Genomic DNA, 21,863 nt, shown 5'->3' with positions numbered 1-21,863 from the left:
CTCGCGAACCTGAATCCCGCTGCGGGGCTTGTTCGCGAGCAAGCTCGCTCCTACAGGACCCGCCGGGCACTCGGCGCAAGGCGGGCCGGCAGCCGGCTTGCCGGCGACTGTGCGCACAGGTAGCCTGCCCGCCGAACCAAGAGAGAGACGACATGTACATCTACCGACTGGTGTTGCTCCTGGTCGTGGGCATCTACCTGTTCTCGCCGGCCATCATGGACTGGTGGATCGATCCCCACGGCGCCTGGTACCGCCCGTATCTGCTGTGGCTGATCCTGATCGTCGTCACCTTCATCCTGCAGAGCCAGCGCGATGCTGACGAGCTTTAGCCTCACCCAGCTGATCCTGATCAGCGCCTCCTACCTGATGGTCCTGTTCGGTGTCGCCTGGATCACCGAGCGCGGCTTCATTCCGCGCCGGCTGGTGCGCCATCCGCTGATCTACACCCTGTCGCTGGGCGTGTATGCCAGCGCCTGGGCCTTCTATGGCACGGTCGGGCTGGCCTACCAGTACGGCTACGGCTTCCTGGCGATCTACCTGGGCGTTTCCGGCGCCTTCCTGCTGGCGCCGGTGCTGCTCTACCCGATCCTGCGGATCACCCGGGCCTACCAGCTGTCGTCGCTGGCCGACCTGTTCGCCTTCCGCTTCCGCAGCACCTGGGCCGGCGCGCTGACTACGCTGTTCATGCTGATCGGCGTGCTGCCGATGCTGGCGTTGCAGATCCAGGCGGTGACCGACTCGATCAGCATCCTCACCCGCGAGTCCGAGCCCAACCGCGCGGCGCTGGCGTTCTGCGCACTGATCACGCTGTTCGCCATCCTCTTCGGCGCGCGCCACATCGCCACCCGCGAACGCCACGAAGGGCTGGTGATGGCGATCGCCTTCGAATCGCTGGTGAAGCTGGTGGCGCTCTGCTCCATCGGCCTGTTCGCCCTCTATGGCGTGTTCGGCGGGCCGGACGGCCTGGAAGTCTGGCTGCTGCAGAACCAGGAAGCCCTGAGCACCCTGCATACGCCGCTGGCCGAAGGGCCGTGGCGCACCCTGCTGCTGGTGTTCTTCGCCGCGGCCATCGTCATGCCGCACATGTTCCACATGACCTTCACCGAGAACCTCAACCCGCGCTCGCTGCTCAGCGCCAGCTGGGGCCTGCCGCTGTTCCTGCTGCCGATGAGCCTGGCGGTGCCGCCGATCCTCTGGGCCGGTCTGCACCTGGGCGCCTCGACCAACCCGGAATACTTCACCCTCGGCCTTGGCATCTCGGTGGACAGCCCAGCCCTGGCGCTGACCGCCTTCGTCGGCGGCATCTCCGCCGCCAGCGGCCTGATCATCGTGATGACCCTGGCGCTCTCCGGCATGGTGCTCAACCACCTGGTACTGCCGCTTTACCAGCCGCCGGCCGAGGGCAACATCTACCGCTGGCTGAAGTGGACCCGTCGCGCCCTGATCGCCGCGATCATCATGGCCGGCTATGCCTTCTACCTGCTGCTGGGCGCCGAGCAGGACCTGTCGAACCTGGGGATAGTCTCCTTCGTCGCCACCCTGCAGTTCCTCCCCGGCGCACTGGCCGTGCTCTACTGGCCGACTGCGAACCGCCGCGGCTTCATCGCAGGCCTCGTGGCGGGCATGCTGGTGTGGGGCGCGACCATGCTCACCCCGCTGGTCGCGAACATGCAGAGCATCTACCTGCCGCTGTTCAATTCGCTCTACGTGCTCGACGACACCACCTGGCACCTCGCAGCGCTCGCCTCGCTGGCGGCCAACGTGCTGGTGTTCACCCTGGTCTCGCTGTTCACCGAAGCCAGCGATGAAGAGAAAGGCGCCGCCGAAGCCTGCGCCGTCGACAACGTACGCCGCCCTCAGCGTCGCGAGCTGATCGCCGTCTCCCCACAGGAATTCGCCAGCCAGTTGGCCAAGCCACTGGGTGCGAAGACCGCCCAGCGCGAGGTGGAGCAGGCGCTGCGCGACCTGCACCTGCCCTTCGACGAGCGCCGCCCTTACGCTCTGCGCCGTCTGCGCGACCGCATCGAAGCGAACCTCTCCGGCCTCATGGGCCCGAGCGTGGCGCAGGACATGGTGGAAACCTTCCTGCCCTACAAGGCCAACAACGAAAGCTACGTCACCGAGGACATCCACTTCATCGAGAGCCGGCTGGAGGACTACCACTCCCGGCTCACCGGCCTTGCCGCCGAACTCGATACCCTGCGCCGCTACCACCGCCAGACCCTGCAGGACCTGCCCATGGGCGTCTGCTCGCTGGCCAAGGACCAGGAAATCCTCATGTGGAACCGCGCCATCGAGGAGCTCACCGGAGTCAGCGCACAGCGCGTGGTCGGCTCGCGCCTGGCCGCCCTGCCCGACCCGTGGCGCGGCCTGCTGGAAGGCTTCATCGACGCCCCCGACGAGCACCTGCACAAGCAGCGCCTGTCCATCGAGGGCCAGACCCGCTGGCTGAACCTGCACAAGGCGGCGATCGAGGAACCCCTCGCCCCCGGTAACAGCGGTCTGGTGCTGCTGGTCGAAGACCTCACCGAAACCCAGTCCCTGGAAGACAAGCTGATCCATTCCGAACGCCTCGCCTCCATCGGCCGCCTCGCCGCCGGCGTGGCCCACGAGATCGGCAACCCCATCACCGGCATCGCCTGCCTGGCGCAGAACCTGCGGGAAGAACGCGAAGGCGACGGCGAGCTGACCGAGATCAGCGGACAGATCCTCGAACAGACCAAGCGCGTGTCGCGCATCGTGCAATCCTTGATGAGCTTCGCCCACGCCGGCGGCAAGCAGGTCGCAGCCGAACCGGTCTGCCTGGCGGACGTCGCCCAGGAAGCCATCGGCCTGCTGTCACTGAACAAGCGCAGCGTCGACGTGCAGTTCTTCAACCTGTGCAACCCCGAACATTGGGTGGAAGGCGACTCCCAGCGCCTGGCGCAGGTGCTGATCAACCTGCTGTCCAACGCCCGCGACGCGTCCCCGCCCAACGGAGCGATCCGCGTGCGCAGCGAAGCCTCCGAGCAGACCGTCGACCTGATCGTCGAGGACGAAGGCAGCGGGATTCCCAAGTCGATCATCGACCGCCTGTTCGAGCCCTTCTTCACCACCAAGGACCCGGGCAAGGGGACCGGCCTGGGCCTCGCACTGGTCTATTCGATCGTGGAAGAGCATTATGGGCAAATCACCATAGACAGCCCGGCTGACCCCGAACGCGAATGCGGAACCCGCATCAGCGTCACCTTGCCGCGGCATCCTGGCCCGACGGCCGAGCAGTAAACGAGCACGTCGAGAGAGCTGAATACATGGCACATATCCTCATCGTCGAAGACGAAACCATCATCCGTTCCGCCCTGCGACGATTGCTCGAGCGCAACCAGTACCAGGTCAGCGAGGCTGGCTCGGTACAGGAAGCTCAGGAGCGTTACAGCATTCCGTCGTTCGACATGATCGTCAGCGACCTGCGCCTGCCCGGCGCACCCGGCACCGAACTGATCAAGCTGGCCCAGGGCACCCCGGTGCTGATCATGACCAGCTACGCCAGCCTGCGCTCGGCGGTGGACTCGATGAAAATGGGCGCGGTGGACTACATCGCCAAGCCCTTCGACCACGACGAGATGCTCCAGGCCGTGGCGCGCATCCTCAAGGATCGCCAGGAGAACCGTAACGCTCCCGCCGAAGCCCGCAGTAACGCCAAGGCGGCCGAGCGTAGCAGCGGTAACACCGCCGCCGCGGACGGCGAGATCGGCATCATCGGCTCCTGCGCGCCGATGCAGGAGCTCTACACCAAGATCCGCAAGGTCGCGCCCACCGATTCCAATGTGCTGATCCAGGGGGAATCCGGTACCGGCAAGGAACTGGTCGCCCGTGCGCTGCACAACCTGTCCAAGCGCACCAAGGCGCCGCTGATCTCGGTGAACTGCGCCGCGATTCCGGAAACCCTGATCGAATCCGAACTGTTCGGCCACGAGAAGGGCGCGTTCACTGGCGCCAGCGCGGGACGCGCGGGCCTGGTGGAAGCGGCCGATGGCGGCACCCTGTTCCTCGACGAGATCGGCGAATTGCCGCTGGAAGCCCAGGCGCGCCTGCTGCGAGTGCTGCAGGAAGGCGAGATCCGCCGGGTCGGCTCGGTGCAATCGCAGAAGGTCGACGTGCGCCTGATCGCCGCGACCCACCGCGACCTGAAGATGCTGGCCAAGACCGGCCAGTTCCGCGAAGACCTCTATTACCGCCTGCACGTCATCTCGCTGAAACTGCCGCCGCTGCGCGAGCGCGGTCCCGACGTGATGGAAATCGCCCGCTCCTTCCTGGCGCGCCAATGCTCCCAGATGGGGCGCCCGGCGCTGACCTTCTCCCACGAGGCGGAACAGGCCATCCGTCACTACCCGTGGCCGGGTAACGTGCGCGAGCTGGAGAACGCCATCGAGCGCGCCGTGATCCTCAGCGAAGGCCAGGAAATCCCGGCGGACCTGCTGGGCATCGATATCGAACTGGATGATCTGGACGACGACTTCGGCGATGACGGCGACCTGCGTCCCAGCAACGGCAGCGCCAGCAACCACGAGCCCACCGAGGACCTGTCGCTGGAGGACTATTTCCAGCACTTCGTCCTCGAACATCAGGACCACATGACCGAGACGGAACTGGCCCGCAAGCTGGGCATCAGCCGCAAATGCCTGTGGGAACGCCGCCAGCGCCTGGGCATCCCGCGCCGCAAGTCCGGCGCATCGGCTGACTCGTAAGACGTTTCACACTGTTACCGCGGATATGCTCCGTAACAGAAGCCGGGTTCATCGGTAACGGAAACCCGGCTTTTTTGTGCCTGTCGTTCGCCGGGCATTCCTCGCAAACCCTTGAAAAATAAGGATTCGCAAAAGTTGGCACGGCATCTGCTTTGTTATTGGTACAACAACAATAACAAGCACGACCACTCACAATAAGAACAAGACGAAACGACTCCAGCACAACAAAAACAAGATCGCGGAGGCGCAGCTAACTGATTCTTTTGGAGAAGGGTAGCCGTCGGGACCAGTCCCGCAACCAGTCAAGAAGAATAAAACTGTCTTGAGACAGCACGCAAAACTGGTTGGATCGCAAGATCATTGCTCACTCAGCGACCAAAGCAATCCGTTTGCTATTGAACACCTTCCAAGTGTGGAAGGTTCCCCGAAGCAGGTAGCTTCGAGGGTCGGGTCTACAAACAAAAACAACAAGCCCGGTAATCATAATAAAAACAAAGCACGCACCTATTTGGGGGGGAGCTTCGGCTCCCCCAGTAGCTTTCGCTACACCCTCCCGCTCTCTCCCCGCAAGTCCCTTTCTTCACTTTTCTTCATCATCCCACCCCACGATGCTAGAATCGCCGCGGCGCAGACGGCATTCGATTTGCTGCCATTTGTTTCAAGGCAGCGGCAGACACCCGCTATCCTCCAGGAAACGCCGTAACCAAGCGGCTTGCCGAGACTGCGTATGCCATCCCTACATCCATTCCCGATAGTGCACACATGCTGAAAAAGCTGATCCAGTCCATCCGATCCCCACTGCGCCGTCCGCGCGCTGTCCGCACTACTCCGGAAGTCGTTGGCAACCATCAGCACTCGCTGCGGCGGGAACAGTTCAGCAGGAACGCGGTGAACGTCGTGGAGCGCCTGACCAAGGCCGGCTACCAGGCGTACATCGTCGGCGGTGGCGTCCGTGACCCGCTGCTGGGCATTCCGCCCAAGGACTTCGACGTGGCCACCAGCGCCACCCCCGAGCAGGTGCGAGCCGAATTCCGCAACGCGCGGGTGATCGGTCGCCGCTTCAAGCTGGTCCACGTCCATTTCGGCCGCGAGATCATCGAGGTTGCAACCTTCCGCGCCAACCATCCGGTGACCGAAGACGACGACGCCGATAACGCCCACGCCTCGCGCAACGAGGCCGGCCGCATCCTGCGCGACAACGTCTACGGCACCCTGGAAGACGACGCCCAGCGCCGCGACTTCACCATCAACGCCCTGTACTTCGACGTCACCGGCGAGCGCATCCTCGACTACGCCCATGGCGTACGCGACATCCGCAACCGCCTGATCCGCCTGATCGGCGACCCCGAGCAGCGTTATCTCGAGGACCCGGTACGGATGCTCCGCGCCGTGCGCTTCGCCGCCAAGCTGGACTTCGAGATCGAGAAGCACAGTGCCGCGCCGATCCGCCGCCTGGCGCCGCTGCTCAACGAGATTCCCTCCGCGCGCCTGTTCGACGAAGTGCTCAAGCTGTTCCTGAGCGGCAAGGCCGAGCGCACCTTCGAACTGCTCAACGAGTACGACCTGTTCGCCCCGCTGTTCCCGGCGAGCGCGAAAGCGCTGAAGGAAAACCCCGATTACGCCGGTAAGCTGATGCGTCAGGCCCTGGCCAACACCGACGAGCGCATCCGCCTGGGCAAGCCGGTCACCCCGGCCTTCCTGTTCGCCGCGCTGCTCTGGCCGGCCCTGCCCGCCCGCGTGCTGAAGCTGCAGGACCGCGGCATGCCGCCGATCCCGGCGATGCAGGAAGCCGCTCACGAGCTGATCCTCGAACAATGCCGCCGCACCGCGGTACCCAAGCGCTTCACCATTCCGATCCGCGAGATCTGGGACATGCAGGAGCGCCTGCCGCGCCGCCAGGGCAAGAAGGCCGACCTGCTGCTGGAAAACCCGCGCTTCCGCGCCGGCTACGACTTCCTCCTGCTGCGCGAAAGCGCCGGCGAGGAAACCGGCGGTCTGGGCGACTGGTGGACCGACTACCAGGAAGCCAGCGATGGTGAGCGCCGCGGCATGATCCGCAACCTCGCCAGCCAGCAGGAAGAAGGTGGCGCCGCTGCTCCGCGCAAACGCCGTCGTGGCGGCAGCAACCGTCGTCGCCGCGGCCCGCGCACCGAAGGCGCCAGCAGCGAATGAGCGAACGCGTGTACATCGGGCTCGGCAGCAACCTCGCCGAGCCGCGCCAGCAGCTGGAAGCCGCGCTGAAGGCGCTGTCGCAGGTCCCCGCCACCAAGGTGGCGGTGGTCTCCCCGCTCTACGCCAGCGACCCGCTCGGCCCGCCGGACCAGCCGCGCTACGTCAACGCCGTGGCCGCGCTGGATACCGACCTCGAGCCGCTGGCGCTGCTGGACGCCCTGCAGACCATCGAGCTGGACCAGGGCCGCGTACGCAAGGACGAGCGCTGGGGGCCGCGCACCCTGGACCTCGACATCCTGCTGTTCGGCGAGCGCCTGATCGACGAGCCGCGTCTGAAGGTGCCGCACTACCACATGCAGGCCCGTGCCTTCGTGCTTTACCCACTGGCGGACCTCGCCCCGCAATTGCGCTTCCCCGACGGCCGCACCCTGGCCGAACTGCTCGCCGCCTGTCCGTTCAGCGGCCTCGAGCGCCTGGCCTGAGGCATGCTGCGCCGCAGGCGTGGGGCGCACTGGCAGTAACGCCGTAACAGTCCGGTAACACCTGCAATTGACTTAGCCTTTTTCGATCCGGACTATAGGGCCCCGTTTGCCCCTGCCCGGCGCAGAACCGAGGACACTTTCATGCCTGATGTCACCCTGACCACCCTGCAAGGTCTCAAGCAAAGCGGCGAAAAGATCGCGATGCTGACCTCCTACGATGCCACTTTCGCGCACACCGCCAGCCTGGCCGGTGCCGAAATGCTGCTGATCGGTGACTCCCTGGGTATGGTGCTGCAAGGTCACGACAGCACGCTGCCGGTGACCGTGGAGGACATGGCGTACCACACCGCTGCGGTGAAACGCGGTAACAAGGGCGCGTTGATCGTCACCGACCTGCCGTTCGAATCCGGCACCTCGCTGGACCAGCTGCTGCGCGACTCGGTAAAGGTCATGCAGGCCGGCGCGCACATGGTCAAGCTCGAAGGCGGCGCCTGGCTCGCCGAGCCGATCATCCGCCTGGCCCAGATGGGCATCCCGGTGTGCGCGCACCTGGGCCTCACGCCGCAGGCGGTCAACCTGTTCGGCGGCTTCAAGGTCCAGGGGCGCCAGGAAGCCCAGGCGCGCCAGCTGCGCGCCGACGCCATTGCCCTGGAGCAGGCCGGCGCCGCCGTGTTGCTGCTGGAATGCGTGCCGTCCGCCCTGGCGAAGGAAATCACCGAAGCGGTGAAGATCCCGGTGATCGGTATCGGCGCGGGTGCCGGCACCGACGGTCAGGTCCTGGTGATGCACGACATGCTCGGCCTGTCGCTGTCCGGCCGCTCGCCGAAGTTCGTGAAGAACTTCCTCGATGGCCAGCCCGACATCCAGTCCGCCTTCGCCGCCTACGTGAAGGCAGTGAAGGACGGCACCTTCCCCGGCCCGGAGCACGGTTTCGCCTGATGATTACAGTCAAGACAGTCCGCGAGCTGCGCGCCGCGGTGGCGCGCGCCCGTAGCGAAGGCAAGCGCATCGCGCTGGTGCCGACCATGGGCAACCTGCACGCCGGCCATGCCGCGTTGGTGACCAAGGCCAGCCAGCGCGCCGACTTCGTGGTGGCGAGCATCTTCGTCAATCCGCTGCAGTTCGGCCCCAGCGAAGACCTCGACAAGTACCCGCGCACCCTCGCTGCCGATCAGGAAAAGCTGCTCGGCGCCGGCTGCCATCTGCTCTTTGCGCCCACCGTCGACGAGATGTATCCCGACGGCATGGAAGGCCAGACCAGGCTGCACGTCACCGGCGTCTCCGAAGGGCTCTGCGGCGGCAGCCGTCCGGGCCACTTCGACGGCGTCGCCACGGTGGTCTGCAAGCTGTTCAACATGGTCCAGCCCGACATGGCGCTGTTCGGCGAGAAGGACTTCCAGCAGCTGGCGGTCATCCGCAAGCTGGTCCGCGACCTGAACCTGCCGATCCAGATCTTCGGCGAGCCGACCGTGCGCGCCGAGGACGGCCTGGCCCTGTCGTCGCGCAACGGCTACCTGACCGAGGAACAACGCGCCGTCGCGCCGGTGCTGCAGCGTACCCTGAAGCAAATCGCCGAGCGCATCCGCGAGGGCGAGCGCGACTTCCCCGCGCTGCTTGCGGAGGGCCAGCAGCAGATCGAAGCGGCGGGCCTGCGCATCGACTACCTCGAGGTCCGCGAGCCTGTCGGCCTGCGCCCGGCCACGGCGCAGGACCAGCAGCTGGTGATCCTGGTCGCCGCCTTCCTGGGCAGCACCCGGCTGATCGACAACCTCGCCTTCCACATCGACTGATTCCCCGCCCAACACCCGAATTTTCGCCTCAAGGCCGCGCCATTCGCGGCCTTGAGCGGCTTCGGGTGCTCGGGCATACTCGCCCCGCTCTCGGCGGCACGAACCCGCACCAGAACACCGCACCAGAACAAGAGGAGCCACGCCATGCAGAGCATCATGCTCAAAGCCAAACTGCACCGCGCCGAAGTGACCCACGCCGTGCTCGACTATGAAGGCTCCTGCGCCATCGATGGCGAATGGCTCGATCTCGCCGGCATCCGCGAGTACGAGCAGATCCAGATCTACAACGTGGACAATGGCGAACGCTTCACCACCTACGCCATCCGTGGCGAGGAAGGTTCGCGGATGATTTCCGTGAACGGCGCCGCCGCCCACAAGGCGAAGGTGGGTGACCGGGTGATCATCTGCGCGTACGCTCAGTTCAGCGACGCCGAGCTGGAAGGCTACCAGCCGCGCATGCTGTACATGGCGCCGGGCAACGAACTCAGCCACACCAGCAACGCCATCCCGGTCCAGCTCGCCTGACCGACGAGAAAAGCCCGGAACCACCGGGCTTTTTTCAAGTTCGAAAGCTCGTCCAAACACGCACGTCTTACCCGAAGGTACGTCATGGAACACCACCTCACCCCGCTGGATGCCACCCGACTGGCGAGCTGGCAGGCTTTGGCCGCACACCGCCAGGATCTGCAGAATTTCACCATGCGCGAGGCATTCGCCGAGGACCCGGAGCGCTTCAAGCGCTTCTCCCTGAGCGCTTGCGGCCTGTTCCTCGACTTCTCGAAGAACCTGATCCGCCAGGACACCCTCGACCTGCTGGTGAAGCTGGCGCAGGAAGCGAGGCTGGGCGAGGCCATCCAGGCGATGTTCAATGGTGAGGTGATCAACGCCTCCGAGCGCCGCCCGGTACTCCACACGGCGCTGCGCCGCCCCATCGGCGACAAGGTGATGGTGGATGGCAAGGACGTGATGCCCGAGGTGCACCGCGTGCTGCACCAGATGACCGAACTGGTCGCCGCCGTGCACAACGGCCTGTGGCGCGGTTACACCGAGAAGCCGATCACCGACGTGGTGAACATCGGCATCGGTGGCTCCTTCCTCGGCCCGCAGCTGGTCTCCGAGGCGCTGCTGCCCTTCGCCCAGAAAGGCGTACGTTGCCACTACCTGGCGAACATCGACGGCAGCGAATTCCGCGAGATGACCGCCAAGCTCAACGCCGAGACCACGCTGTTCATCGTCTCGTCGAAATCCTTCGGCACCCTGGAGACGTTGAAGAACGCCCAGGCCGCCCGCGCCTGGTACCTGGCCCAGGGCGGCAGCGAGGCGGAGCTGTACCGTCACTTCATCGCCGTCTCCAGCAACAAGGAGGCCGCCGCGGCCTTCGGCATCCGCCCGGAGAACGTCTTCCCGATGTGGGACTGGGTGGGGGGGCGTTACTCGCTGTGGTCGGCCATCGGCCTGCCGATCGCCATGTCGGTGGGCATCAACAACTTCAAGGAATTGCTGTCCGGTGCCTACAGCATGGACCAGCACTTCCTCACCTCGCCGTTCGAGAAGAACATCCCGGTGCTGCTGGGCCTGCTCGGTGTCTGGTACGGCGACTTCTGGGGTGCGCGCAGCCACGCGATCCTGCCCTACGACTACTACCTGCGGAACATCACCGACCACCTGCAGCAGCTGGACATGGAGTCCAACGGCAAGAGCGTGCGCCAGGACGGCTCGCCGGTTTCCGCCGGCACCGGCCCGGTGATCTGGGGCGGCGTGGGCTGCAACGGCCAGCACGCGTACCACCAGTTGCTGCACCAGGGCACCCACCTGATTCCGGCGGACTTCATCGTCCCGGTGTCCAGCTACAACCCGGTCGCCGATCACCACCAGTGGCTGTACGCCAACTGCCTGTCGCAGAGCCAGGCGCTGATGGTCGGCAAGAGCCGCGCCGAGGCGGAGGCCGAGCTGCGCGCCAAGGGCGTGGACGAAGCCGAAGTGCAGCGCCTGGCGCCGCACAAGGTGATCCCGGGCAACCGCCCGAGCAACACCCTGGTGCTGGAGCGCATCAGCGCCCGCCGCCTGGGCGCGCTGATTGCCATGTACGAGCACAAGGTCTACGTGCAGAGCATCCTCTGGGGCATCAACGCCTTCGACCAGTGGGGCGTGGAACTGGGCAAGGAACTGGGCAAGGCCGTCTACGGCCGCCTGGTCGGCAGCGAGGAAAGCGCTGCCGAGGACGGTTCCACCCAGGGCCTGATCGACTTCTTCCGCGGTCGTCACCGCGGCTGACGGCGAAACGGACGGGTGCGCGCCTGCGCATCCGTCCTCCTCCTAGCGGCAGAAGCGCTGCCGATACTCCCCGGGCGTCACGCCCAGCGCCTGCACGAAGGCGCGCCGCAAGTTGTACTCGCTGCCAAAACCCGCGTGCTGCGCCACGCGCTTGAGCGAAGACTCTCCCCCCTCCAGCAATTGGCTGGCCTTTTCCAGACGCAGCTCCAGCAGCAGCTTCGCCGGCGTCATGCCCATCTCTGCCTGGCAGTGCCGATGCAGGGTGCGCGACGACATGGCCATCTGCGCCGCCATTTCCTCGACATCCAGCGACTGAGCCAGCCGCTCCCGCAGCCACTCCAGCAGCCGCTCCATCTGCCCTCCCGGCGGCGCCTGCTGCGCCAGTAGTTCGGCACTGAACTGGCGCTGCCCGCCAGGACGGCGCAGGTACATCACCAGCCCGCGGGCAACCCGCAGCGACAGGTCGCGGCCGTGGTCCTCCTCCACCAGGCTCAGGCAGAGGTCCATCCCGGCAGTCACACCGGCGGAGCTGTAGAACTTCGCGTCGCGGATGAACAGCGCGTCATGCATCACCTGCAAGCGAGGAAACAGTCGCTGTAACAACTCGGCGTAGCGCCAGTGGGTGACCACCGGCCGGCCATCCAGCAGCCCCGCCTGCGCCAGCAGGAAGGCGCCGGTACACACCGATCCGCAGCGTGCCGCATGGGGCTCCGCCTGCGCCAGCCAGCGCGCGACGTCGCCCTTCTGCATGGCCGCCTGTACTCCGAAGCCGCCCGCCACCAGCAGGGTGCTGCCCGCTGCCTGCTGCGGCTCTGGCAAGCCCTTGGTCGCCAATTCCAGCCCGGTGCTGGAGCGAACCAGGCCGCCATCGGGCGAGATCGCCTCAAGCTGGTAAGCGCGGCGCGCAGCGGCCGGCAAGTGCTCGTCCACTGCCGCGAACACGTCGGCCGGCCCGGTGGCATCGAGCAACTGGAAATCCGGGAAGACCAGCAAGAGCACGCGGTGAGGAGCGTTCATCGGGGCAGATCCAGGGGGGCGATTGGCAGATATTCAACTATCAGCGTCAGAAGTGACAGCCATCAGTGCTGCAGCATGGAAATCCCATCCCGGAGACAGTCATGCGCACCTTCCTGCTGTTCCTCATCCTGCTGCTCTGCATCCACGCCCAGGCCGACGACGAGACGCTTGCGCCTTATCAACCACGCTTCGGCCGCGAGCGCCCGGTCATTGCCGTCGTCGCCCAGAACCACATGACCGAGCTGGCGGACTACGTCGTCCCCCTTGGCGTGCTGCGCCGCTCGGGGGCAGCAGAGGTACTCGCCCTCGCCACCGCCCCCGGCCCGGTACAGCTGATGCCGGCCCTGCGACTCCAGCCGCAGGCCACGCTGGATGAGTTCGCACAACGTTATCCACAGGGCGCGGACTACCTGATCGTGCCCGCGGTGCATGACAGCCAGGACGCTGCCCTGCTGGCCTTCGTACGGCAGCAGGCCAGCAAGGGGGCAACCATCGTCGGCATCTGCGACGGAGTGCTGGTGCTGGGCAATGCCGGGCTGCTGCAGGGACGGCGCGCCACCGGCCATTGGTACTCGCGCAAGCAGCGCCTGGAGGACTATCCCGACGCTCGCTGGGTGGAGAATCGCCGCTATGTAGCCGATGGCCAGGTGATCACCACTTCCGGCGTGACCGCCGCGCTGCCGGTATCGCTTGCGCTGGTGGAGGCTATTTCCGGAAGGCCCGCGGCGAGCCGGCTCGCTCACGAATTCGGCGTGCAGGACTGGTCGCCCCGACACGGCAGCCAGCGCTTTGCCCTGGGCGCGAGCGGCTACCTGGCAGCGGCCGGAAACTACCTCGCCTTCTGGAACCACGAATCCTTCAGCGTCCCGCTCCAGCCCGGTTTCGACGAGGTCAGCCTGGCACTGGCAACGGATGCCTGGGCGCGGACCTTCCGCAGCGAAGCCAGGGGTGGCGCTGCACAACCGGTTACCAGCTTGGGCGGCCTGTTGTTTCTCCCCGAGCAGACAAAGGACCTTCCTCGCCTGCCGGAGCCCAGCAGCACAGCGATGCAGGCGCTCGACAACGCCCTCGACGCCATCGCCCGGCGCTATGGTGAAGCAACCCGGCAATTGGTCGCCGCCCAGCTGGAATATGCCCCGTCTGAACGATCAGCCCCGCGGGCGCGTCGAAACAGCATGGACAACCCTTGAACCCGCCGGGCCTTGGATGCACCCTTGAGGGCATCTCGGCTAAACAACAACAAGGATTCCCCATGCATGAGATCAGCCTTCACCCCGTGCCGGAGGCCGTGCGCAAGCGTGCCTATCTCGACAACGATGCCTACCAGCGTCTTTACCAGCAATCCGTAGAACAGCCGGAAGCCTTCTGGGGCGAGCAGGCCAAAGCCTTCCTCGACTGGTTCAAGCCCTGGCACTCGGTACATCACGGCGACCTGGCCAAGGGCCAGGCCACCTGGTTCAAGGGCGGCCAGCTCAACGTCACCTACAACTGCATCGACCGCCACCTGGAACAGCGCGGCGAGCAGGTCGCGATCATCTGGGAAGGCGACAACCCCGCCGAATCCGCCAACATCACCTACCGCAAGCTGCACAGCCACGTCAGCCGCCTGGCCAACGTGCTCAAGAGTCGCGGCGTGGAGAAAGGCGACCGGGTCTGCATCTACATGCCGATGATTCCCGAGGCCGCCTACGCCATGCTGGCCTGCGCACGGATCGGCGCCATCCATTCGGTGGTGTTCGGCGGCTTCTCTCCGGACGCCCTGCGCGACCGCATCAACGACGCCGACTGCCGCACCGTGATCACCGCCGACGAAGGCGTACGCGGCGGCAAGTACATCCCGCTGAAGAAAAACGTCGAAAAGGCCCTCGCGGACTGCCCGAACGTCTCCACCGTGGTGGTGGTCGAGCGTACCCAGGGCGAAATCCCCTGGGTCGAAGGCCGCGACATCTGGTACCACGAGGCCCTGCGTGAGGCCAGCGAGGACTGCGCGCCCGAGCCGATGGACGCCGAGGACCCGCTGTTCATCCTCTACACCTCAGGCTCCACCGGCAAACCCAAGGGCGTTTTGCACACCACCGGCGGCTACCTGCTGGGCGCGGCGATGACCCACAAGTACGTGTTCGACTACCACGAAGGCGACATCTACTGGTGCACCGCGGACGTGGGCTGGGTCACCGGCCACAGCTACATCGTCTACGGCCCGCTGGCCAACGGCGCCACCACGCTGATGTTCGAGGGCGTACCGAACTACCCGGACGCCTCGCGCTTCTGGCAGGTGATCGACAAGCATCAGGTGAACATCTTCTACACCGCGCCGACTGCCATCCGTGCGCTGATGCGCGAAGGCGACGCGCCGGTACGCAAAGCCCAGCGCAGCAGCCTGCGCCTGCTCGGCTCGGTGGGCGAACCGATCAACCCGGAAGCCTGGGAGTGGTACTACGAGGTGGTCGGCGAGAAGCGCTGCCCCATCGTCGACACCTGGTGGCAGACCGAGACCGGCAGCATCCTGATCACCCCGCTGCCCGGCGCCACCGACCTCAAGCCGGGTTCTGCCACCCGGCCCTTCTTCGGCGTGCAGCCGGTACTGCTGGACGAACAGGGCAAGGAAATCACCGGCCCGGGTTCCGGCGTCCTGGCGGTCAAGGCGAGCTGGCCCAGCCAGATCCGCAGCGTCTACGGCGACCACCAGCGGATGATCGATACCTACTTCAAGCCTTACCCGGGTTATTACTTCACCGGTGACGGCGCGCGCCGCGACGAGGATGGCTACTACTGGATCACCGGCCGCGTGGACGACGTGATCAACGTCTCCGGGCACCGCATCGGTACCGCCGAGGTGGAGAGCGCGCTGGTGCTGCACGACTCGGTCGCCGAGGCCGCGGTGGTCGGCTACCCGCACGACCTCAAGGGCCAGGGTATCTACGCCTTCGTCACCACCATGAACGGCATCGAACCCAGCGACACCCTGAAGCAGGAACTGCTGGCCCTGGTGAGCAAGGAGATCGGCAGCTTCGCCAAGCCGGAAATGCTGCAATGGGCGCCGGGCCTGCCCAAGACCCGTTCGGGCAAGATCATGCGGCGCATCCTGCGCAAGATCGCCTGCAACGAGCTGGAAAACCTCGGCGATACCTCGACCCTGGCCGATCCCAGCGTGGTCCAGGGGCTGATCGACAACCGCCTCAATCGGTAAGGGGCAGCTGCAAGCTGCAAGCGGAAGAGCCTGCGGTTAAGCTGAGCGCAGTGCACCACTTGTAGCTTAACGCTTGAGGCTTGCAGCTCCCCGTCATGGAAACCGTTCGTCGTCATATCGAAAGCCAGGTACTCAGCCTGACCGGCCTCGCCCTGGGCGGGGTCGACTTCGAGTCGCCCAAGGGCGACCCCGGCCTGTTCGGGCCGGAGTCCGTCAGCTGGAAAGTCCACGGTGACTTCAGCTCAATGCTGATCGGCGGCATCAGCGCCCTGCTCCTGCAGATGCTGCATCCGGCCGCCCTCGGCGGCGTCTGGGACCACTCCAATTTCCGCGCCGACATGCTCGGACGCCTGCGCCGCACCGGGCAGTTCATATCCGCCACTACCTACGGCTCGCGCGGTGACGCCGAGAAGCTGATCGATCGCGTGCGACGTATCCACGACGGAGTCCATGGCACCTTGCCCGACGGCACATCCTACGCGGCCAGCGACCCGGACCTGCTGACCTGGGTACACGTCGCCGAAGTCAGCTGCTTCCTCGCCTCGCACCTGCGCTACCTGAATCCGGAGCTTTCCGGCGAACAACAGGACCGTTACTACGACGAGATCGCCCTGATCGCCGAGCGCCTCGGCGCGCGCAACGTTCCACGCTCGCGCGCCGAGGTGGCGGCCTACCTTCAGCGCATGCGCCCGCAACTGCGCTACGACGAACGCACCCGCGAAGTGGTCAGCGTGCTGTTCAACGCCCCTGCTCCGAGCTTCCTCGCCAAACCCTTCGGCATGCTGATGATGCGCGCCGGCATCGACCTGTTGCCGGAGTGGGCGTCGGACCAGCTCGGCCTGAGCCTGGGCAGCCTGCAGCGCCAGCTGATCCGCTCCAGCGTGAGGCGCAGTGTGCCCCTGCTGCGCTGGGCGGTGCGAAACGGCTCGCTGCATCGCGCGCGGCGCCGCATGGGGCTTCCCCCTCTGCGCTGAAACGTGACCACTCGGTTCGGAGGGTGGTGAGGCGCAGGCGAGCATGCAACCATGGCCCCTCGCTGCGGCTCCGCCGCTCCCGACAGAGGATTCGTGTCATGCAAGAAGTCGTCATCGTCGCTGCCACCCGTACCGCCATCGGCAGCTTCCAGGGTTCGCTTTCCGCACTGCCGGCCCACGAACTGGGCGCCGCGGTGATCCGCAGCCTGCTGCAACAGACCGGCCTGGACCCGGCCCAGGTCAACGAAGTCATTCTCGGCCAGACCCTCACCGCCGGCGCCGGCCAGAACCCGGCGCGCCAGGCGTCTATCGCCGCCGGCCTGCCCAACAGCGTGCCCGCGATGACGGTGAACAAGGTCTGCGGCTCCGGCCTCAAGGCGCTGCACCTCGCCACTCAAGCGATTCGCTGCGGCGATGCCGACGTGATCATCGCCGGCGGCCAGGAAAGCATGAGCCTCGCCCCCTATGTCATGCCCGGCGCCCGCACCGGCCTGCGCATGGGCCACGCGAAGCTGGTCGACAGCATGATCCAGGACGGCCTGTGGGACGCCTTCAACGACTACCACATGGGCATCACCGCCGAGAACCTGGTGGAGAAGTACGGCATCAGCCGCGAGGAGCAGGACGCCTTCGCTGCGCAATCCCAGCGCAAGGCCGCGGAGGCCATCGAAGCGGGCCGCTTCAAGGCCGAGATCACCGCCATCGAGATTCCCCAGCGCAAAGGCGAACCGCTGCGCTTCGATACCGATGAACAGCCCCGCGCCGGCACCACCGCCGAGTCCCTGGGCAAACTCAAGCCGGCGTTCAAGAAGGACGGCAGCGTCACCGCCGGCAACGCTTCGACCCTCAATGACGGCGCCGCCGCCGTACTGCTGATGAGCGCGACCAAGGCCGCCGAACTGGGCCTGCCGGTCCTGGCGCGCATCGCCGCCTATGCCAACGCCGGCGTCGATCCCGCCATCATGGGCATCGGCCCGGTCTCGGCCACCCGCCGCTGCCTGGAGAAGGCTGGCTGGCAGCTCGCCGACCTGGACCTGATCGAAGCCAACGAGGCGTTCGCGGCGCAGGCATTGTCGGTTGGCAAGGAGCTGGGCTGGGATGCCTCGAAGGTGAACGTGAACGGAGGCGCAATCGCCCTCGGTCACCCCATCGGCGCGTCGGGGTGCCGCGTGCTGGTCACCCTGCTTCATGAGATGCTCCGCCGCGACGCGAAAAAGGGCCTCGCCACGCTCTGCATCGGCGGTGGACAAGGCGTGGCGCTGGCCCTGCAGCGCTGATCCGCCTGGGGCTTGCTGTGCAGAATTCCTTCTGCGCAGCAAGTCTGCGCGCACGCGGACAAGTCAACGCCCTGCCAACTTGATTCCCCGCATGCTTTCGGTCCTACGCATAGGAATATTCCGTAGGTGCTTGAACAACTGGTCTATCTTCAAGATCAATGCGCGCAAATCATTTGGACTCAGGGAGTCAGCTATGAAGAAACGTGTGGTGCTGATCGAGGATCACCCCGCGATGCGCCTGGCCATCCGCTCGCTGCTCGAACAGGATCCGCAGTTCGAAGTGGTTCGTGAAGCGGCCGATGGCCATGGCGGCCTCGACGCCGTCCGCAAGGAACGGCCAGACCTGGTGATACTGGACCTCAACCTCCCGGGCATGGATGGCCTCGACCTGCTGGCGCGCATCCATATCTTCGATGAGAACATCCGCCTGCTGGTCCTCAGCTCGCAGGACGAACGTCTTTACTCGAGCAAGGTCGAAGCCGCGGGTGCGCATGGCTTCGTCAGCAAGAACAAGGACACCAGCGCCATTCTCAACGCCGCGCGCATGCTGGTTTCCGGCTATCGCTGCTTCCCGGAAAAGGCCCTGAGCATCGACAAGAGCACCGATCCGGTGGCCAGCCTGACGCCGCGCGAACTGGTCGTGCTGCGCAGCCTGGTGAGAGGCATGAGCAACAAGGACATCGCCGAGGAGCTCTTTCTCAGCCAGAAAACCGTCAGCACCTACAAGACCCGCATTCTTGAGAAGCTGAACCTGGAAAGCCTCGTGGACCTGGTCGAATTCGCCCGCACCCATCGCCTGAATGACTGACAGACATCACTGAAACTGCGTCCGAAGGCGACTATCGAATCGAAGACTCACAGCCGTGCCATACTCTTGTGGCACGTCACGACGGAAACGACTCTCGCCATGCCCAAAGGATTGAAACGCGCCATCGGCGCGGTAGTGCTGCTGGTCCTCTTCTACTGCCTGCTCGGGTTCCTCATTCTGCCCGGCGCAGGATTGCGAATAGCCAACCAGCAACTGGCTCACTACTCGACGGTTCCGGCGCGCCTGGAACGCATCGAATTCAACCCATTCAGCCTTGAACTCACCCTCTGGGGGCTGCACCTGGGCGACGATGGACAGGAGCAGGTACGTTTCCGCCGGCTCTATGCCAACCTCGAACTCGATAGCCTGTGGAAACGCAGGCTGCATCTCGCCGATGTCGAACTGGACGCACCGCACACCGAGCTGCTGTTCGCCGAGAACGGCACGCTGAACCTCACCCGCTTGTTCAAGCTGCCGCCCAGCGAACCGGCGCCTGCCCAGGAAAAACCGAGCGATCCCTTCCCACTGCGTATCGACCGCATCCGCCTGGCCGAAGGCAGCCTGCATTTCCTTGACCGGCGTCCCAGCGAACCCGTGGAGTTCGTCTTCGACCCGATGGGCTTCGAACTGCACAACCTCAGCACCCTGCCGGACGATGGCGCCGAGATGACCCTGGTGGCCACCGGTCCTCACGGCGGGAAGCTCGACTGGAAGGGCGACCTGAGCATCGTGCCCTTCACTTCCAAGGGCAGCTTCACCCTCGATGGCGTGCCGCTGAAGGCATGGTGGCCCTACGTCAGGGACAACGCACCGCTCAGCCTGAACAATGGCGTGCTCAGCCTCGCCTCCGACTACCACCTGGACCTCTCCAAGGACACCCAGCTGCTGCTGGACAAGGCCGCCATCCAGCTGCGCGACTTCGACCTGTCCTCCCCCGACGGCAAACCGCTGGCCAAGCTCGCCAGCCTCGATGTGGCCGAGGCCACCCTCGACCTGGCCAAGCAGGAAGTGGTGGTCGGCCAGATTCGCAGCCAGGGCCTGGAGGCCTGGGCGGCCCGCGAAAAGGACGGCCAGCTGGACTGGCAGAAACTCTTCGCCAATTTCAAACCCTACAAGCGCCCCGAGGAACCCACGCCGCAAGCACAGGCCACCCCGGAACAGACTCCAGGCGCAGAGACTGCCGCCGGGACGACGGAGCCCGCCGCGACCGCGCAGAACGAGGCCGCCAAACCGGCTTCGCCGCCTCAGCCTGAGAGCAAGCCCCCGCAGACCGCCGAAGCCGCTAAACCGAGTGAGCCGCAGAAAGCCTGGCATGTGATCCTGCGCGATACCCAGCTGCGCGGCTACAAGGCTCATCTGGCCGATCGCGCGCCGGGCAAGCCGGTCAACCTGGAAGTCGGCCCACTGGACCTCGACCTGCAGAACCTGGACAGCGGCCTGACCTCGCCACTGCAGCTAAAGCTGAAAACGGGCCTCGGCCCGCGTGGCCAGATCGAAGCCAGTGGCCAGGTCATCCCCAATCCGGTCAGCGCCAGGCTGAAGGTCTCGACCCGCGACATCGACCTGCGCGTCGCCCAGGCCTACATCGACCCGTTCATCCGCCTGGAACTGCGCAGCGGCCTGCTCGCCAGCGACCTCGACGTCGACCTCAAGGGCACCGACCCGCTGGCCTTCAGCGTCAACGGCAGCGCCCAGGTGACCCAGTTGCACACGCTGGACACCCTGAAGAGCCGCGATTTCGTCAAATGGACCAAGCTGACCCTCGACGGATTGGCGTACAAGCACGGCGACAGCCTGGTGATCCAGACCGTGTCGCTGGAAGAGCCCTACGCGCGCTTCATCATCAACGAGGACCGCAGCACCAACGTCAGCGAGCTGATCATCAAGCAGCCGGAATCCTCCGCGCCCGCCGGCAAAACCAGCGGCTCCAGCGGCGGCGGCAAGGAACTGGGCATCCGCATCGGCGGCGTGAAGATCAACAACGGCTCGGCCAACTTCGCCGACCTCACCCTGCGCCCGGACTTCGCCACCGCCATCCAGCAACTGGGCGGCGAAATCGGCACCATCGACAACCGCAACCCGGCGCCGGCCTCGGTGGACGTGAAGGGCAAGGTCGACAAGTACGCGCCGGTCACCATCAAGGGCAGCCTCAACCCCTTCTCGCCGCTGGAGAAGCTGGACATCGCCACCAGCTTCAAGCGCGTCGAGCTGACCACCCTGACGCCCTACTCCGGCAAGTTCGCCGGCTACCGTATCCGCAAGGGCCGGCTGAACCTCGACCTGCACTACCAGATCACCCAGGGCAAGCTCAAAGCCGACAACAAGGTACTGGTGGAACACCTGCAGCTGGGCGAGAAGGTCGACAGCCCGGATGCCGTGGACCTGCCGGTGAAACTGGCCATCGCCCTGCTCAAGGATGCCAACGGCAACATCGATATCCAGTTGCCGGTGGAAGGCGACCTGAACAATCCGCAGTTCAGCGTCATGCCCATCGTCTGGCAGACCCTGCGCAACCTGGTGGTGCGCGCAGTGCAGGCGCCTTTCAACTTCATTGCCGGCCTGGCGGGCGGCTCCGGCGGCCCGGACCTGAGCAACGTGACGTTTGCCCCGGGCTCCAGCGAACTGGACGCCAGCGCCCAGGGCAACCTGGACAAGCTGGCCGCAGCGCTCAAGCAGCGTCCTGCCCTGAAGCTGGAAGTCGAAGGCGTCGCCGCGGCCGCCAGCGACGGCCCGCTGCTGGCGGACAAGCGCCTGAAGCAGGAATACCAGAAGAACTACTACAGCATGTTGCAGCGCCGGGGCGACAAGGTGCCCAGCGACGCCAGCCAGTTGGAGGTGCCGGAAGACCTGCAGCCGGTGCTGCTCGAAGGCGTCTACCGCGCGCGCCTGAAGAAGCAACCGCCCGAAGAATGGAAGCAACTGAGCAAGGACGAGCGTTCCGTGAAGATGCGCCAGGCCGTGCTCGACTCTTGGAGCGACAGTCAACTGCTGCTGCGCAAGCTCGGCCAGGAACGCGCGACCCAGATCAAGGACTACCTGGTCGCCAAGGGTGGCCTGAGTGACGACCGTATCTACCTCATCGACGTCAGCTTCGGCGAAGCGGAGAATGGTGGCAGTGTGGCCACCCAGCTTCACCTCGACAGCGAGTAAGG

The 21,863-nt window shown here is 65.6% G+C and carries 16 protein-coding genes; 15 read left to right on the top strand and 1 reads right to left on the bottom strand.

Features of this window, described 5'->3' with window-relative positions:
- Positions 1–152 precede the first annotated feature (152 nt).
- The 9 genes from ACCC94_RS03705 (at position 153) to pgi (ending at position 11,445) form a co-directional block, all read left to right on the top strand.
- Complete coding sequence (locus ACCC94_RS03705) at positions 153–329, top strand: hypothetical protein (RefSeq protein WP_015478907.1); 177 nt, start codon at positions 153–155, stop codon at positions 327–329.
- The gene (locus tag ACCC94_RS03700; RefSeq protein ID WP_413348077.1) at positions 313–3,264 is read left to right on the top strand and encodes a sensor histidine kinase; all 2,952 of its coding nucleotides are present in this window, start codon (positions 313–315) and stop codon (positions 3,262–3,264) included. Before ACCC94_RS03705 ends, ACCC94_RS03700 begins: the two co-directional genes overlap by 17 nt.
- A gap of 26 nt (positions 3,265–3,290) precedes the next feature.
- Positions 3,291–4,727 (top strand): sigma-54-dependent transcriptional regulator, encoded by a 1,437-nt coding sequence (locus tag ACCC94_RS03695; protein WP_413348076.1) that lies wholly within the window; start codon positions 3,291–3,293, stop codon positions 4,725–4,727.
- A 762-nt stretch (positions 4,728–5,489) separates the two neighbouring features.
- Positions 5,490–6,899 carry a polynucleotide adenylyltransferase PcnB gene (locus ACCC94_RS03690; RefSeq protein WP_413348075.1) on the top strand — a complete coding sequence of 470 codons (1,410 nt, stop codon included), beginning with the start codon at positions 5,490–5,492 and terminating at the stop codon, positions 6,897–6,899.
- A complete protein-coding gene (gene folK, locus ACCC94_RS03685; protein WP_413348074.1) occupies positions 6,896–7,381 on the top strand; it encodes a 2-amino-4-hydroxy-6-hydroxymethyldihydropteridine diphosphokinase in 486 nt (161 codons plus the stop codon). The genes ACCC94_RS03690 and folK overlap by 4 nt, the downstream gene beginning before the upstream one ends.
- A 141-nt stretch (positions 7,382–7,522) precedes the next feature.
- The gene (gene panB, locus ACCC94_RS03680) at positions 7,523–8,320 is read left to right on the top strand and encodes a 3-methyl-2-oxobutanoate hydroxymethyltransferase (RefSeq protein ID WP_413348073.1); all 798 of its coding nucleotides are present in this window, start codon (positions 7,523–7,525) and stop codon (positions 8,318–8,320) included.
- On the top strand, positions 8,320–9,171 hold the full coding sequence (panC, locus tag ACCC94_RS03675; RefSeq protein WP_413348072.1) for a pantoate--beta-alanine ligase: 852 nt from the start codon (positions 8,320–8,322) through the stop codon (positions 9,169–9,171). The genes panB and panC overlap by 1 nt, the downstream gene beginning before the upstream one ends.
- Before the next feature lie 144 nt (positions 9,172–9,315).
- Positions 9,316–9,696, top strand: a complete 381-nt coding sequence (panD, locus tag ACCC94_RS03670; protein ID WP_017518923.1) for an aspartate 1-decarboxylase — start codon at positions 9,316–9,318, stop codon at positions 9,694–9,696.
- Positions 9,697–9,780: 84 nt separating this feature from the next.
- Positions 9,781–11,445 (top strand): glucose-6-phosphate isomerase, encoded by a 1,665-nt coding sequence (pgi, locus tag ACCC94_RS03665; protein ID WP_413348071.1) that lies wholly within the window; start codon positions 9,781–9,783, stop codon positions 11,443–11,445.
- A 42-nt stretch (positions 11,446–11,487) separates the two neighbouring features.
- Here the strand turns inward: pgi and ACCC94_RS03660 are convergent, their stop codons facing one another.
- Positions 11,488–12,462: a GlxA family transcriptional regulator gene (locus ACCC94_RS03660; protein ID WP_413348070.1), complete on the bottom strand. Its 975-nt coding sequence runs from the start codon at positions 12,460–12,462 to the stop codon at positions 11,488–11,490.
- 101 nt (positions 12,463–12,563) lie between these two features.
- On the opposite strand from ACCC94_RS03660, the gene ACCC94_RS03655 reads away from it, so the two are divergent.
- The 6 genes from ACCC94_RS03655 (at position 12,564) to ACCC94_RS03630 (ending at position 21,861) form a co-directional block, all read left to right on the top strand.
- Complete coding sequence (locus ACCC94_RS03655) at positions 12,564–13,652, top strand: DJ-1/PfpI family protein (protein ID WP_413348069.1); 1,089 nt, start codon at positions 12,564–12,566, stop codon at positions 13,650–13,652.
- A gap of 62 nt (positions 13,653–13,714) precedes the next feature.
- Positions 13,715–15,652, top strand: coding sequence for an acetate--CoA ligase (gene acs / locus ACCC94_RS03650; RefSeq protein ID WP_413348068.1), 1,938 nt, complete (start codon positions 13,715–13,717; stop codon positions 15,650–15,652).
- Between the two features lie 95 nt (positions 15,653–15,747).
- Entirely contained in the window at positions 15,748–16,626 is an 879-nt protein-coding gene (locus tag ACCC94_RS03645) for an oxygenase MpaB family protein (RefSeq protein ID WP_413348067.1), read from the top strand.
- Between the two features lie 98 nt (positions 16,627–16,724).
- A complete protein-coding gene (locus tag ACCC94_RS03640; RefSeq protein WP_413348066.1) occupies positions 16,725–17,903 on the top strand; it encodes an acetyl-CoA C-acetyltransferase in 1,179 nt (392 codons plus the stop codon).
- Positions 17,904–18,096: 193 nt separating this feature from the next.
- Positions 18,097–18,711 carry a response regulator gene (locus tag ACCC94_RS03635; protein WP_413348065.1) on the top strand — a complete coding sequence of 205 codons (615 nt, stop codon included), beginning with the start codon at positions 18,097–18,099 and terminating at the stop codon, positions 18,709–18,711.
- 99 nt (positions 18,712–18,810) lie between these two features.
- Positions 18,811–21,861 (top strand): DUF748 domain-containing protein, encoded by a 3,051-nt coding sequence (locus tag ACCC94_RS03630; RefSeq protein ID WP_413348064.1) that lies wholly within the window; start codon positions 18,811–18,813, stop codon positions 21,859–21,861.
- Positions 21,862–21,863: the final 2 nt, after the last annotated feature.

Source organism: Pseudomonas sp. Pseusp97 (genome assembly GCF_047304025.1).
Taxonomy (GTDB): domain Bacteria; phylum Pseudomonadota; class Gammaproteobacteria; order Pseudomonadales; family Pseudomonadaceae; genus Pseudomonas.
Note: the sequence above shows the minus strand (reverse complement) of the source record. Positions and strands in the feature narration are given on the sequence as shown.